The following is a 14,518-nucleotide window of genomic DNA, read 5'->3' as shown; positions in this document are numbered from 1 at the left end:
ATGCGTACCAGGCTATTTTCTCTTCTGATGGTGCTGGCCCTGGGGGCGGCGGCCCAGTCTCCGGTACCCGTTCATACAGACAGCAACAGCCTGAAACAAATTTACTTTGCCGGGCTCAGGAAAAAAATGGTTGAGAACTTTCCTGAAGCGGAAAAAGACTTTGGCCGCATTGCCGCTGCCGATGCCAATTACCATGCCGCCTGGTATGAACTGGCTTCGCTGGCCTTCAAGCAAAACAAAGTGGACGAGGCAGAGGCCCATATCAAAAAGGCCACGGCCCTGCAGCCTGGCAATGAATGGTACTGGATCCTGCTTGCCGAAATCTACAAACGTAAAGGAGACATGGCGGCGCTAACTGCGGTATTCGACAAACTGATCGCCCTGGCGCCGGCCAAAGACGGCTACTATTTTGACCGGGCAAACGCGCTTTTTCTTGGCGGAAAAACAGACGAAGCGCTGAAGGCGTACCAGCTCCTGGAACAAAAATTCGGCAATTCAGAGGCCCTGGAACAAGCGCGCGACCGCATTCGCCTGCATGGACAGCCCGCCCCTGGCGATGCGGAACTCGGAGCTATGCTCAGCAAAGGACCAGGCGATGTAAACAGCTACCTGTATCTGAGCGGCATGCTGATGCAGAAAGGAAAGTCAGCGGCAGCGCTTAAATTACTGAAGCAGGCGCAGGCCCTGCAGCCGGAAAATTATGAGATCGACCTGGCCCTGGCCGATGCATTCCGTCTTGAAAAAGATGAACCGGCATCTGAAGCTGCGCTTGCACGGGCTTTTGGCAACCAGTTGATGCCTGTTGAAGGTAAACTGAAAACGCTCGCTGCAATGATTGGCGCCGCGACAACCACGGCCAAAAAGGTTCAGCTTGCCAGGTGGGCAGGTGCTGCAGCCGACCTTCATGCCGACGAACCCAGGCTGCAGGCTCTCTACGCCGACATTCTTTACCGCACCGGCCGTTTGGCTGAGGCTGAATTGCGGTATAAGTCGGCCTTGCAGCTTTCAGAAAATATGTATACGGCCTGGGAGCAACTGGCTGCGGTACAGCTGGCACAGCATAAGAATACTGATGCCATTAAGACCGCCGGCGACGCCCTGCTGCTTTACCCAAACCAGGGAAGCACGTATCTGCTGCTGGCCAGGGCGCATGCCGGTACGGGAAATGCGGCCGAAGCCGACCGGCAGCTCGCAATAGCTGAAGGTATGGCTGCAGGAAACCGGGAACTGGTTGCCGACTGCCAGGCGCTGAAAGCGGGAATCCGCTTTGCTGCCAAAGACTATAGGGAGGCACGCCGGTTCATCGAAATGGCGCTTAAAAACAATAACCGGAACACGCCTGTTTACCTCGAACAACTTGGGGATATACTCTATATGCTGGGCGATAAGCCGAATGCGCTGGTCAACTGGCAAAAGGCCCGGCTGGCCGGTAATGATGATGTGTTGTTAAAAAGAAAAATCGATGAAAAGGAATATATTGGCCGCCCTTAGCGTGTCGCTCGTGCTGATCGCAGCCGGCGGATGCAAGACAAGGAAAACTTCGGCAGCTGCCCCGGCCGCGAAGACGGTGCCTGCAGCCGCTGGCGCCATTGCCCGCATCCGCGGCACACAGGTTCAATTCACAACCCTTTCCCTGCGCGGCAAAGCTTTATTGGACATGGGCGGGAACACCAATAATGTGGGTATCCAGATCCGTATGGAAAATGGCAAACGCATCTGGGCCAGCATCACGGCACTGGCCGGCATTGAAGTGGCGAGGGCACTGATCACGCCAGATAGCGTTCGGGTCGTGAACCGTCTGCAAAGCACTTACCTGGGCAAGCCGTTCAGTTTTGTGCAGGGCTTCGCTACCCGGCAAATCGATTTTCAGATGCTGCAGTCGGTATTAAGCGGCAACGTACCCGAGTTGCTGCTCGCAGGGCAGCCAGGCGTTGAAAAAAAAGGCGTAAATACCGTGCTGACCGGCAAACGGGAGTCGCTTGATTACAACATGTTTTTCAATGAACTGATGAAACTCACCGCAACTAATCTGAACGATGCGGCGGCAGGACGGGCACTCAAAGTTGAGTATTCAGCCCACCAGGAGATCAATGGCGGCCTCTTCCCCGGGCAGGTCAATATCAACTCGATGGCCGGCCCGAAACGGGTTACCATGGCGCTTACTTTCACGAAAATTGAAGGTAACATTCCGCTCGAATTTCCCTTTACCGTGCCCAAAAGGTATGAGGTAATCAACTAATTTTTATACTTTTGGCTTAATGAAGCTACACACAATTCTTTTGGTTCTGTTCTTTACAGCAACAGCAAGCCTGGCATTCGGGCAGAGCAGCGCTGAACTGAAAAGGCAAAAAGAAGCCATTCAGCGTGAAATACAGCTTTTGCAAAGAAACCTGAACAAAGCGGCGCAGAACAAGCAGGCTACCCGTCAGCAGATCAATGCCCTGAACGCGCAAATCCGGTTGCGGCAGGAAAAGATTGGCGTCATCAACTCGGAAATAAAAAATCTCGACAACGAAATCTCAGAGAACACAAATACCGTACATAACTTGCAGGGGCAGCTTGGCGAACTGAAAAAAGACTACGCAGCCATGATCCGCTTTGCACAGCGCAACCGGAACGCTTATGACAAGATGATGTTCGTTTTTGCTGCGAAAGATTTTAACCAGGCCTATAAGCGGGTAAAGTATCTGCAGCAGTTCGGTCAGTACCGCAAAAAGCAGGCAGATTACATCCAGGGAACACAAAAACAGCTGAACAGCAAGATCGCTGAACTGGACCGCACACGGAAGCAAAAAAGCACGCTGCTGCAAGACCAGGAACGTGAACGGGAAAAACTGGGGAAGGATAAAAGCGAGCAAAGCTCAGTGCTGAGCAGTTACAGCAAGCAGGAGCGGCGTTACCGGCAGGATATTGCCCAGCAAAAGAAAAAACAAGCGGCGATTGACCGTTCACTCCGCGCAGCGATTGCCAGGGAGATAGAAAAGGCGAAACGTGAAGCCGAAGAACGGGAGCGCCGGGAGGCTGCAGCAGCCAAAGCGGCCAACAAGCCTGCTCCGGTGGTTTCTACAAAGACCAAATCGACCAGCGAATACCTGAAAGCCACTCCGGAGGCAGCCAGGTTGTCGGCTAATTTCGAGAACAACCGGGGCAGCCTGCCATCGCCGGTGGCTGTCGGTACGATCACCGAACGTTTTGGCCGCCACATGGTAGATCGCGCCAGCATCGATAACGACGGGGTAACATTTACCACAGGTGAGGGCGCAGCGGTGAGGGCAGTTTTCCAGGGGCAGGTTTCGAACGTGGTGAACAATATGGGCCGGTATTTTGTGCTGATTAAACACGGTGAATACTTTACCATTTACAGCAACCTTGCATCTGTCAGCGTATCGCGCGGAGACAAGGTCGAAACAAAACAGACCATCGGTACGGTGGGCAGCTCTGACGGGGCGGGAGAACTTCAGTTCCAGATCAGGCGGGTAACGGTGCCTTTAAATCCGGAAGCCTGGCTGGCGCGATAACCAGCCCGTTAAAAAATGCTTATATTTGTATAAAGATAGACTTGTGATGTATCCAGGAACAACAGCAGAATTTTTAAATATGGGCGGGGGCGAGATTACGCTCATCCTTGTCGTCGTACTTTTGTTATTCGGGGGTAAAAAATTGCCGGAACTGGCCAGAGGCCTGGGTAAAGGTATCCGCGACTTTAAAGACGCATCTGAGGGTGTAAAACGTGAAATCCACCGCAACATCAATGCAATGGATATTGATGAGGAAGACAAAACAGAACCGGCTGCACACAGTCGCCGGTTGCATCCTGAAGAAGGGTCTGAAGAGCACGTAAGTTCGGATTATCCCGTTCACTCAGACTATCCTGCAGACCCGGCGAACGTAGATCCCCTGGCAGACAGGAGCGCTGCGGCAGCCGATTCAAAGGAACCACAGGAAAATAAAGCTTAATTGAACAAAGAATTTAAATCAAAATAGTATGTTACATTCAACATTGGCAGCAGGCGTTTTCGGAATGGGCGGAGGAGAGCTGATCGTAATCGCCCTTGTCCTTTTATTGCTTTTCGGCGGTAAAAAAATTCCTGAATTGATGAAGGGTTTAGGTAAAGGGGTTAAGGAATTCAAAGACGGTAAAGACGGCATGGATAAAGAGCCTGCCGAGGCCGGTAAGGAAAGCAAGACTACTGTCTAGAATTCACTGACCAAACTTATCGGATTGGAAAAATACACTTCTCTGTCGGAGATTCAGGGACTTATTGCGCAAGGAGCAATCACCCTGCCCGATCTGCTCGAACACTATTTTATCCGCATCACGGAATACGAACACCTCAATGCATTCAACGAGGTGTTTTTTTCGTCTGCACGTGAGCAGGCGGCCGCGGTTCAAGCCAGAATGATTTCGGGCCGGGCCGGCAGACTGGCCGGCATGGTCATCGGCATTAAAGATAACATCTGTTACAAGGGGCATAAGGTTACTGCGTCTTCAAAAATGCTCGAAGACTTTGTGTCGCCTTATTCATCGACAGTAGTTGAAAGACTGCTGGCCGAAGATGCCGTCATTATAGGCCGGCTAAACTGCGACGAGTTTGCCATGGGTGGCTCGAACGAAACGTCCTTTTATGGGCCAGTCAAAAATGCGGCCGATCACACCCGCGTGTCAGGCGGTTCTTCAGGCGGCTCGGCTGTTGCGGTTCAGGCCGGCCTCTGCCTGGCGGCGCTGGGAACAGACACCGGTGGCTCGGTCAGGCAACCGGCGGCTTTCTGCGGTAAAATTGGCCTGAAGCCAACTTATGGCCGCATTTCTCGCTACGGTGTCATTGCATATGCTTCATCTTTTGACCAGGTTGGGACCATTACATCCTGTGTCGATGACGCCGCCTTGCTGCTCGAAGTACTTGCTGGCGCAGACGACTATGACAGTACGGTTTCGCAAGTACCCGTTGGCTCCTATCTTCCAAAACCCACTACCGGTCAAAAACGGCGCATTGCCGTACTTCGCGAAACGATAGAGAGCGAAGCGCTCGACCCGGAGATCCGTAGTGCGATCATGCGGTCAGTTGACACACTGAAAGCAGCCGGTCATCAGGTTGACCTCGTGTCTTTTGACCTGCTCGACTACCTTGTCCCGGCTTATTATATCCTCACATCGGCCGAAGCGTCATCCAACCTGTCGCGTTATGACGGGGTGCATTACGGCTACAGGAATAAAGAAGCTGCAGGCCTCAACGAGCTGTACAAACGCTCGCGTGCCGAAGGCTTCGGCGAGGAAGTAAAAAAACGCATCATGCTGGGCACCTTCGTGCTGAGCGCCGGGTATTATGACGCTTATTACCAAAAAGCCCAGCAGGTACGTCAGATGATCAGGAAACAGGTAGATAAAATCCTTTCTGCCTACGACTTTATCCTGAGCCCGGTTAGCCCGACACCGGCTTTTAAGATCGGCGAAAACATCAAGGATCCGCTTGTCATGTACATGGAAGATATTTTCACCGTACTGGCGCCACTAGCAGGTAACCCGGCCATTGCTTTGCCCCTGGGCAATAATTCTGAAGAGCTGCCGTTAAGTGTTCAGTTTCTGGCCAAACACTTTGATGAAGAAGGGCTCTTATCTTTCTCCAGGCATTTCCTGGAGCTCACAGAACAGTAACTAATTTTTTTGACATCGTGGCACCAGCTGCATCCAAACATCTTGCTCATGCAAAAAAAATTACTTCTATGCATCTTCCCGATATTCCTGCTTATCGTCGGTTGTGGCATCTCGTCTTTGCAGGCGCAGCAGTTTTTTAAAAGAGATTCAGTTAAACCGATCGGTACGGCAAACTTCCTGCAGCCCGGATCAGACACGACGGCTGTGCCGCAGGTTGCAGAGACGCCCTTTGCTTACGGGTCAAATTACATCTATAAACTGCGGCTCGATTCCATTCAGAAACTCATTCCGCTTCCCTACAACGAGTACGTTCAGAAGTATATCGACATTTACAGCCAGCGCAAAGACATGATGGGGCGCATGATGGGCCTCTCAGAATACTATTTCCCGATCTTTGAACGGGCATTGAAAGACATGAACATGCCGGCAGAACTGAAATATCTGCCAATTATTGAATCGTCAATGAACCCGCATGCCGTATCGCGCGTTGGCGCTACCGGTCTGTGGCAGTTTATGTTTGCTACTGCCAAGGCATACGGACTCGGAATCGACGCATATATAGACGAACGCAAGGATCCCATCAGCGCAAGTTATGCCGCCGCTGCCTATTTCAGGGACTCTTATGAGGAACTGGGTGACTGGCTCCTGGCTATTGCTGCATACAATTGTGGCAAGGGCAATGTGGACCGTGCCATTCGGCGGGCCGGATCGCGGGATTTCTGGGACATCAGGCCCTTTCTGCCAAATGAAACCCGCAATTACGTTCCTGCCTTTATTGCCGCGGTTTACGTTATGAACTATGCGGGGAAACACCAGATCAATGCACATAAAAACCCGATGCATTATCAGACAGATACAATGCTGGTCAGTAAAATGGTCTCCCTGCCGGCCCTGGCACGTGCAATGGATTTCGATGAAAATGCGCTTTGGGCGCTGAACCCTTCGTACCGTAAAAAGGTAGTGAACGGTTCGCCTAAAAATCCACGGCGTATTGTACTGCCCAAACTGGCTCAATACAATTATGCCCGGGTGTATGATGTGCTGAATGCCGAGGGTGTTTTGCCTGAACCTGCGTTGCAGCTGGCAAAACACGAAGCAGTGATCAGAACGGCTAACCTGACGAGGCCGGCAGCGACACTCCGGTACCATAAGGTTAAAGCCGGGCAAAGTCTGGGCACGATTGCCGAACAATACGGTGTGGAGGTACAGGACCTGAAGGTCTGGAACAACCTGGTCAGCAACACGATCGTACCTGCGCAAATCCTTAAAGTCTATCCTTTGAAAAAGGAAGAGAAACAGCTGCAGCCGGTTTCCCGTTTTGTAACCTATAAAGTGAAACTCGGTGATACGCTTTCAGGAATTGCAGAAAAATTTGAGGGAATCACAGTTTACGAGATCAAGAAGATGAACGGCCTGAAAAAAAGTGCGCTCCAGCCAGGTATGGTCCTAAAGATTCAAAAAGGATAATGCGCAGGCCCTACCACGTTTTTCAAAATTAAATGATTTGAAACCTTCTGTTGCGATATTATTAAGATATTGTAACAATATAGGTGGTAATCGAAATAATAACAAACCTTGCTCTGTTTCTTTGCCGGTAAAAGTCCTAAACTTGTTTCAAAATGAAACCCCATGGACAGCCGCAGAGCATTCATTAAAAAATCCATTCTTCTTTCGGGCGCCGCCGGTTTAGGCAGCGTTGTGCCCGGCTCCATACAGCGGGCGCTGGCTATTGATCCTGCGCCGGGCAGTACTTACCTGGATGCCGAACATGTTGTGATCCTGATGCAGGAGAACCGGTCTTTCGATCACTGCTTTGGTACACTGCAGGGCGTTCGAGGATTTAACGACCCGAGAGCCATTACTTTACCAGACCATAAACCGGTCTGGCTGCAAACCAATGCCCTGGGCCATACCTATGCCCCATTCAGGCTAAACATTAAGGATACAAAAGCCACCTGGATGGGCGATCTTCCCCACTCCCGGGCCAGCCAGGTCGATGCCTACAACGGGGGCAAGCATGATAAGTGGTTACCGGCCAAGGTTCCGGGCAACAAAAAATACGCAGAAATGCCGCTTACGCTGGGGTATTACAACCGTGAGGATATCCCTTTCAATTATGCCATGGCCGATGCCTTTACGGTTTGTGACCAGAACTTTTGTTCGGCAATGACCAGCACGACGCCCAACCGTTCATTCTTCTGGACCGGCAACATTACCCACCCCGAAGCCGGATTGCCAAAAGCGCACATCAGGAATGACAATTACAGTTATGCGAAACTGGGCTGGAAAACCTTTCCCGAACTGCTGGAAGACAATGGAATTTCCTGGAATTTTTACCAGAACGAGATCAGCTGCGGCGGCGGATTTGTCGGCGAGGAACGCTCCTGGCTGGCAAATTTTGGTTGCAACCTGCTCGAATTTTTTGCCGCCTATAACGTTAAGTTTGCGCCGAAATACCTGGAAAGCCTCAGGAAACAAATGGAAACCCTGCCGGGCGAGATCGCCGACCTGGAAGAACGCAGCCCCTCGAGTGAAGAAGCGGCGCGCAAAATCCAGGCAGACCTGAAAAAGAAACAGGAAGTGCTCGATAAAGCCAGGGAAGAACTTGGGCGTTGGGGCCAGGAACGTTATGCAAAACTTTCTGACCGCGAAAAACAGCTTTTCCAACGGGCATTTGTAACCAATAAAGCTGACGCGGCCTACCGCAGGGTCAGCAAAATGACCTATAAAGAGGGCGCAGAGGAGCGCGAAGTCACGGTACCGGAAGGCGATTTGCTTTACCAGTTCAGGAAAGACGTGAACGCCGGCAAACTGCCAACGGTATCCTGGCTGGCCGGTCCGCAGAATTTTTCTGATCACCCCAGCGCACCCTGGTATGGTGCCTGGTGGGTATCGGAGATTCTTGATATTTTGACGAAAAACCCCGAGGTCTGGAAAAAAACGATTTTTATCGTTACTTACGACGAAAACGACGGTTATTATGACCACGTTCCGCCTTATTCAATTCCTGACGAAAACAAGCCCGGCACGGGTAAAGTGTCTGCAGGCATCGATACCGAAATCGAGCATGTCAGGCTTGAGCACGAACTCAAGCAGGGCGTGCCTCAGAAACAGGCCCGGGAGGCACCGATCGGACTTGGTTTTCGGGTGCCCATGCTCATTGCGTCACCATGGAGCCGCGGCGGACGTGTGTGTTCGCAGCTGTTTGATCATACGTCGTCCCTTCAGTTCCTGGAAACTTTTGTGAACAGGAAATTTGGCAAGAACATTCACGTCGACAACATCAGCCAGTGGCGGCGCACCATTGCAGGCGACCTGACTTCGGCATTCGTGCCTTTCAGCAAGCAGCAGAAGAAAGTAGCTGCCCTTAACCGCGATGCCTATGTCGAGCGGATCCATAGCGCGAAATTCAAGAAAGAGCCCGGCGGGTTCAAGGCCCTCAGTACAGAAGAGATGGCAAAGATCACTGCAGACCCGGTGGCCTCGCCGTTTATCGCCGTGCAGGAAAAAGGTGTACGCCCTTCGGCCGCGCTGCCTTACCAGCTGTATGCAGAGGCCAGAAAGTCGGGAGGGTCGGTCGTTGTCACCTTCGAAGCGGGAAATGAAGTGTTCGGAAAACAGGCTTCGGGTGCACCCTTCAGTGTGTATGCGCCGGTCAGATTTACGCAGGATGGGGCTGCAGAAACCTTCAGAAACTGGTCTTTTGCCGTCAAAGCCGGCGACAGCATCAGGTATGAGTGGCCGCTTGCGGGCTTTGAAAATGGGTATCACCTGCGGGTCAATGCACCCAATGGCTTTTACCGCGAATTCCAAGGCGATGAGGGAGACCCCGAAATCGAGCTGACCTGTGAATATGAGGCCGATAAAAAAACAGGAAAGCTAAGCGGCAACGTAATTGTCAGGGCTGTTAATAAAGGCAGCCGTGCAATTGTGCTTGGGATAAAGGACCAGATTTACCTGAAAAAAGACTTTACGCTTGAGGCAGGAGCGAAAAAAACTGCGCAGCTGATTCTACCATTGGCTTCAAGCCACGGTTGGTACGACTTTGTGGTTTCGGCCGCAGGTGCGTCATCATGGTCCAGGCGGTATGCCGGCCGGGTGGAAACGGGAAAAGAGAGTTTCTCAGACCCTTACATGGGCAAGGTAACTGGTTAAGCCGGTTTCAGGCTATAATGACCTTGATGCCTTTTTCTTCCAGGAACTGGATGGTTTTATTGGGAGCTTTGTTGTCGGTAATGACATATTCAACCTGGTCAAAGGTGCAAATGCGGCCCAGGCCGCGTTTGTTAAATTTAGAACTGTCGGCCAGGATGACCACCGACTGGGCTGTCTCAATCATTTTCTGGTTGAGCGCAGCTTCTGCCAGGTTGGTAATGGAGAACCCGAACTCAGGATCGATACCGTCAACGCCGAGAAATACGAAACGCGAGGAAATTTCGGCCAGAACACGTTCAGCGTGGATGCCGGCAACCGATGAAGAGTTGGGTCTGATCAGGCCGCCAAGTTGCAGCACTTCAACATTTGGGCGGGTGCTCAGTTCCAGACCAACACGAAGGGCAGGCGTAATGACGGTGAGCTGGTGGGAGGGATGCAGGCAGCGGGCCAGTTCGAACATGGTTGTTCCCGAACCTATGATGATGGAGTCGTTCGAGCCGATCAGGCCGGCGGCAGCCGAAGCAATTTTCTTTTTGTCTTCAGCGTTGATGAACTCCTTTTCATTGATGGTGCGCTCGCTGGCGTAGGGATTGGTATTTGATCCGCCTCCACGTGTCCGGAACAACAGGTTTTTGTCTTCGAGCAGTTTAAGGTCTTTCCTGATGGTTACACCTGATACTTTCAGTTGCGCGCTGAGTTCATTGATGTCTACGCGGCCGTTTTCCTGAAGAATCTGCAAGATCATTCTATGCCTGTCTGTTATGTTCATATGATGCAGGGAATTGGTTAATCGCAACAAAGCTAATACAAAGATTTAAAAAACAAGCAGCACAGTTTATCTTAACCTGCAGGCAGCAAGCCGTTCCGCTAACCGGGGTACCCGGCTCAGAACCAGCAGCCTCAGATACGGTCCGGGTCATGTACTGAACTGCCATAAACAACGATGGCATGTCCCGGGCAACGATTTTAAACTAACATACTATCACTTGATACCTGAGTATGAAAACTAAACATGTAAACCGAAGAAATTTTATTCAGCTGGCTGCCGTGACTGGCGGCGCGCTGGGTTTGGGCTTTTCGCCGCTGCCTGCGGCAGCCAGCACGGCTGCAGCCGCCGACGAAACCGGCCCGCTGTTACTGACCAAACCGTACCTGCAGGCACCCGCGCCCGACGGTATGACCGTCATGTGGCTGACCAGCCGGCAAACGCAAAGTTGGGTCGAGTTCCAGGAAGCGGGCGGACCGAAACGCCGGGCCGCACACAGTCAAAACGGCATGTTCTCTGTGAGCGACCGCATTCAGCGCATCAGGCTGAATAACTTAAAGCCAGGCACAACGTACACCTATACGGTATTTTCGAAAGAAATTACTGATTTTCAGCCCTACAAAATCACTTTCGGTCAGACCGTTCAGGCCGGGCCCTTCACGTTCAGCACGCCTGCTGCCGACAAAGAAGCAGTTTCATTTCTGATCCTGAACGATATTCATGACAGACCGGCTTCATTCGGGCAGTTGCTTGCCCTGAACAAGGATGAGAGGTATGACTTCGTGTTCCTGAACGGAGACATGTTTAACCACCAGATCGATGAGCGGCAACTCATAGACCACCTCATTGCGCCCTGTACAGACAGTTTTGCAAGCAGCAAGCCCTTTCTTTTCATTCGTGGCAACCATGAAACAAGGGGGCGCTTTTCGCCCAACCTGGGCCGGTATTTTGAAAACATAGACGGCGGCAATTACTTTGCGTTTGACCGTGGCCCTGTTCATTTCGTCTGTCTGGATACCGGTGAGGATAAGGAAGACACTGCACCCGTATATGCCGGTCTGGCCGATTACGACCGCTACCGCGCCGAACAGGCCGCCTGGCTGGAACAGCACATGCAAAGCAAGGCGTACCGGCAGGCACGGTTCAGGGTTGTACTGATGCACATTCCGCACTACCACTCGGGCGACTGGCACGGCACCATGCATTGCCGGCAACTGTTTGGTCCGCTGTTCAATAAATACAAAATTGACATGCTCATCTCAGGACATACACACCGCTATGGGATCCATGAGCCGCAGGAGGGACATAATTTTCCGATCGTGATCGGGGGCGGCCCTCAAGACGGCAGGCGGACCCTGATTCGCTTTAACGCCGCCGGGCGTAAGCTCGCAGTACAAATGATTCGTGATGACGGGCAGGTTGTGGGGAATTATGCCATTAACCGGTAAACTGTTTACTTCTCTTATTAATTTTAAATGATGTTCAGATCTATTTTCGCTGCACTTTTTGTGCTGCTTTTCCAACTGCCGGCCCGCTCGCAGGACATGCAAATCCAGGCCATTCAATATACGCCGGCTGCGTCGCTGTATGTCGAGGGCAGGTTTATGCCCACTAAAAAACCTTTTCAACGTGTTGATACGGCCAGTTATCCCCTTTTGCCACCGGCGGTAAAAAACCTGCTTACCAATTCTGCCGGTATTGCGGTCACTTTCAAAACCAACAGCAGCCTGGTGGCTGCCAAATGGTGCGTTACCAAAAGGAAAGTAGGCGCCAATATGACGGCCATTGCGTATAAGGGTCTTGATCTGTATATCAAAAACAAAGGTCTGTGGCAATACGCCGGGGCGGTTGGCCCTTCTGGCGATTGCAGCGAAGCAATCCTGGCCAGGAACCTGGGTAACCAGGAAAAGGAATGTTTATTGTATTTGCCGCTGTATGACGAGGCCCTCTCGCTCGAGGTGGGCGTGTTGCCCGGGTCAAAACTTGAGCCCTTAAAAGACCAGTTTCGCAAGCGGGTGCTGATCTATGGATCGAGCATTGTGCAGGGGGCATCTGCAAGCCGGCCGGGAATGGCCTACCCGGCAAGGCTCAGCCGCATGACGGGCATCAATTTTTACAATATGGGGCTTAGCGGGAATGCTAAAATGGAAAAAGCCGCGGCCGACCTCGTTGCCGGGATTCAGGCAGACGCTTATGTGCTCGACTGCGTGCCCAATCCTTCGCCAGAGCAGATCACCGACCGGGCGGCCTACCTGATCCGTACCTTGCGCGAGCGGCAGCCCGGAAAACCGATTATCGTGGTGCAAAGCATTATCCGCGAGAAAGGGTATTTCGACAGCGAAATAGGGGCAAAGATTGCCGCGCAAAACCAGGCCATTACAACCCAGGTCAATGCGCTGCTTAAAGCAGGAATGAAAGACCTCTACCTGATCAAGGCAGACGGCATGCTGGGTAGTGACCACGAGGGTACCGTAGATGGTACACACCCGAACGACCTTGGCTTTCACCGGATGCTCGAAATCTTAAGACCACAGATTCTCGCAATCTTAAAAAAGTATCCTGCCTTCAAATAATTGATCTTTCAAATCATTTTAGTTTCTTTTATTTTGTTTTAAAACATTAAAATTTGTTTATTTGATCCCAGTTGTCTAACCAAGTAGCTGTTGCTTGCAGCAAACAAAATAAACCGGTATGTCGGCATTTTTACTTCCTGAGCGCAGGCGCTGGTTAATTATCGGTGTGATTTTCCTGGCTATTGTTTTTAATTATGTCGACAGGCAGATCGTATCGATCCTCAAACCGGTATTAAAAAAAGAATTCAAGCTGGGCGACGATGGGTATGCCGTTGTTGTCAATATCTTCACCGTTTGTTATGCATTGATGTACCCGGTTACGGGCTGGCTGGTAGACCGTTTCGGGCCCCGGCTGGTGATGCTTTGGGGCGTGCTGACCTGGTCTCTGGCTTGTATAGGCGGCGGAATTGCGCGAAACTTTGCCCAGTTTACTTTTTTCAGGGGCCTGCTCGGGCTGGCCGAGCCATCTAATTTTCCTGCACAGATCCGTGTGGTAACCATGTGGTTCCCGGGAAAGATCCGTGCCACGGCCAACAGCCTGTGTGCAGCCGGCAGTTCAATTGGGGCCATCATCGCACCGCCATTCATCGCCTGGCTGGCCATAGAATACGACTGGCATACCGTCTTTATCGTTTCCGGACTGATTGGGGTGGCTATTGCCGTGCTGTGGTGGTTTGTATACCGCGATCCGCCCGGAAACATATTGAAGGAGTCTGCAGGCTCGGTAGTGGCGGCCGAAACAGAAGCATTTACCTGGCGCAGGTTGTGGACCACCCGCAGTCTGTACGGTGTACTCCTGATCCGTTTTATCAGTGACCCGGTATGGTATTTCTGCCTTTTCTGGCTACCCGGTTATTTGCAGGAGTCTTCAGGCCTCTCGCTGGCACAGGTTGGTATGGTAGGCTGGATCCCGTTTCTGGCAGCGGACCTGGGCGGTATTGGCATGTCTATGTGGTCTGACTGGCTTGTTCGGCGGGGCAGGGAACCGTTGAAAGCGCGTAAGATCATGTTAACGGTTGCAGCAACCCTGGCGCCGCTTTGTGCGCTCACGCCCTTTTTGCCGGGAGCCGCTATGACATTACTGGTTTTCAGCGTGGTCGCTGCCGTATGCCTGAGCTGGTTATTTACCGTGAGCGTGGTCATTGCCGAAGCTTTCCCGGTAAGAAATTCTGCAGGCGTATTGGGCATTGCCGGTGGTTTCGGGGCGGTCGGCGCCGTATTGTTTAATTATTTCGTAGGTCAGTATATTGGCTCGATTGGGGCGGGAAAACTTTTTCTCGTCATGGCATTTCTGCATCCACTGGCAGCGGTGGTGCTTTGGACCATGGTCCGGAAAGAGAAACCGCCAACAGCTGTCCAGGCATTTTAGCA

At 51.9% G+C, this 14,518-nt stretch carries 12 protein-coding genes; 11 read left to right on the top strand and 1 reads right to left on the bottom strand.

What is annotated here, in order from left to right; genetic code table 11:
• The 8 genes from C7T94_RS00655 (at window position 1) to C7T94_RS00620 (ending at window position 9,808) form a co-directional block, all read left to right on the top strand.
• Window positions 1–1,491 (top strand): tetratricopeptide repeat protein, encoded by a 1,491-nt coding sequence (locus C7T94_RS00655; protein WP_162618504.1) that lies wholly within the window; start codon window positions 1–3, stop codon window positions 1,489–1,491.
• Window positions 1,463–2,239: a lipoprotein insertase outer membrane protein LolB1 gene (locus C7T94_RS00650; protein WP_107212679.1), complete on the top strand. Its 777-nt coding sequence runs from the start codon at window positions 1,463–1,465 to the stop codon at window positions 2,237–2,239. Before C7T94_RS00655 ends, C7T94_RS00650 begins: the two co-directional genes overlap by 29 nt.
• Before the next feature lie 19 nt (window positions 2,240–2,258).
• The gene (locus C7T94_RS00645; RefSeq protein WP_107212677.1) at window positions 2,259–3,518 is read left to right on the top strand and encodes a murein hydrolase activator EnvC family protein; all 1,260 of its coding nucleotides are present in this window, start codon (window positions 2,259–2,261) and stop codon (window positions 3,516–3,518) included.
• A gap of 25 nt (window positions 3,519–3,543) precedes the next feature.
• Complete coding sequence (locus C7T94_RS00640; RefSeq protein WP_239494892.1) at window positions 3,544–3,957, top strand: Sec-independent protein translocase subunit TatA/TatB; 414 nt, start codon at window positions 3,544–3,546, stop codon at window positions 3,955–3,957.
• Between the two features lie 28 nt (window positions 3,958–3,985).
• Window positions 3,986–4,198: a Sec-independent protein translocase subunit TatA/TatB gene (locus tag C7T94_RS00635; protein WP_107212672.1), complete on the top strand. Its 213-nt coding sequence runs from the start codon at window positions 3,986–3,988 to the stop codon at window positions 4,196–4,198.
• Window positions 4,199–4,222: 24 nt separating this feature from the next.
• A complete protein-coding gene (gatA, locus tag C7T94_RS00630; protein ID WP_107212670.1) occupies window positions 4,223–5,653 on the top strand; it encodes an Asp-tRNA(Asn)/Glu-tRNA(Gln) amidotransferase subunit GatA in 1,431 nt (476 codons plus the stop codon).
• A gap of 48 nt (window positions 5,654–5,701) precedes the next feature.
• Window positions 5,702–7,120 carry a lytic transglycosylase domain-containing protein gene (locus C7T94_RS00625; protein ID WP_107214599.1) on the top strand — a complete coding sequence of 473 codons (1,419 nt, stop codon included), beginning with the start codon at window positions 5,702–5,704 and terminating at the stop codon, window positions 7,118–7,120.
• A 162-nt stretch (window positions 7,121–7,282) separates the two neighbouring features.
• Window positions 7,283–9,808, top strand: a complete 2,526-nt coding sequence (locus C7T94_RS00620; protein WP_107212668.1) for a phosphocholine-specific phospholipase C — start codon at window positions 7,283–7,285, stop codon at window positions 9,806–9,808.
• Between the two features lie 7 nt (window positions 9,809–9,815).
• Here C7T94_RS00620 and C7T94_RS00615 read toward each other — a convergent pair whose 3' ends face one another.
• On the bottom strand, window positions 9,816–10,577 hold the full coding sequence (locus tag C7T94_RS00615; protein WP_107212667.1) for a DeoR/GlpR family DNA-binding transcription regulator: 762 nt from the start codon (window positions 10,575–10,577) through the stop codon (window positions 9,816–9,818).
• Between the two features lie 230 nt (window positions 10,578–10,807).
• On the opposite strand from C7T94_RS00615, the gene C7T94_RS00610 reads away from it, so the two are divergent.
• The 3 genes from C7T94_RS00610 (at window position 10,808) to C7T94_RS00600 (ending at window position 14,516) form a co-directional block, all read left to right on the top strand.
• Window positions 10,808–12,022: a purple acid phosphatase family protein gene (locus C7T94_RS00610; protein WP_107212665.1), complete on the top strand. Its 1,215-nt coding sequence runs from the start codon at window positions 10,808–10,810 to the stop codon at window positions 12,020–12,022.
• A gap of 27 nt (window positions 12,023–12,049) precedes the next feature.
• Window positions 12,050–13,147: an SGNH/GDSL hydrolase family protein gene (locus tag C7T94_RS00605; protein ID WP_204353186.1), complete on the top strand. Its 1,098-nt coding sequence runs from the start codon at window positions 12,050–12,052 to the stop codon at window positions 13,145–13,147.
• 118 nt (window positions 13,148–13,265) lie between these two features.
• Complete coding sequence (locus tag C7T94_RS00600; protein WP_107212661.1) at window positions 13,266–14,516, top strand: MFS transporter; 1,251 nt, start codon at window positions 13,266–13,268, stop codon at window positions 14,514–14,516.
• Window positions 14,517–14,518 lie beyond the last annotated feature (2 nt).

Origin of the sequence: Pedobacter yulinensis, from assembly GCF_003029735.1 — a bacterium.
GTDB classification, from domain to species: Bacteria; Bacteroidota; Bacteroidia; order Sphingobacteriales; family Sphingobacteriaceae; genus Pedobacter; species Pedobacter yulinensis.
This window is presented reverse-complemented; position numbering and strand designations above follow the sequence as displayed.

Coding starts and splice junctions, on each gene's coding strand:
- C7T94_RS00655 (WP_162618504.1), top strand. CDS start 1: ATGCGTACCAGGCTATTTTCTCTTCTGATGGTGCTGGCCCTGGGGGCG.
- C7T94_RS00600 (WP_107212661.1), top strand. CDS start 13,266: ATGTCGGCATTTTTACTTCCTGAGCGCAGGCGCTGGTTAATTATCGGT.
- C7T94_RS00645 (WP_107212677.1), top strand. CDS start 2,259: ATGAAGCTACACACAATTCTTTTGGTTCTGTTCTTTACAGCAACAGCA.
- C7T94_RS00615 (WP_107212667.1), bottom strand. CDS start 10,577: ATGAACATAACAGACAGGCATAGAATGATCTTGCAGATTCTTCAGGAA.
- C7T94_RS00605 (WP_204353186.1), top strand. CDS start 12,050: ATGATGTTCAGATCTATTTTCGCTGCACTTTTTGTGCTGCTTTTCCAA.
- C7T94_RS00650 (WP_107212679.1), top strand. CDS start 1,463: ATGAAAAGGAATATATTGGCCGCCCTTAGCGTGTCGCTCGTGCTGATC.
- C7T94_RS00625 (WP_107214599.1), top strand. CDS start 5,702: ATGCAAAAAAAATTACTTCTATGCATCTTCCCGATATTCCTGCTTATC.
- C7T94_RS00610 (WP_107212665.1), top strand. CDS start 10,808: ATGAAAACTAAACATGTAAACCGAAGAAATTTTATTCAGCTGGCTGCC.
- C7T94_RS00620 (WP_107212668.1), top strand. CDS start 7,283: ATGGACAGCCGCAGAGCATTCATTAAAAAATCCATTCTTCTTTCGGGC.
- C7T94_RS00635 (WP_107212672.1), top strand. CDS start 3,986: ATGTTACATTCAACATTGGCAGCAGGCGTTTTCGGAATGGGCGGAGGA.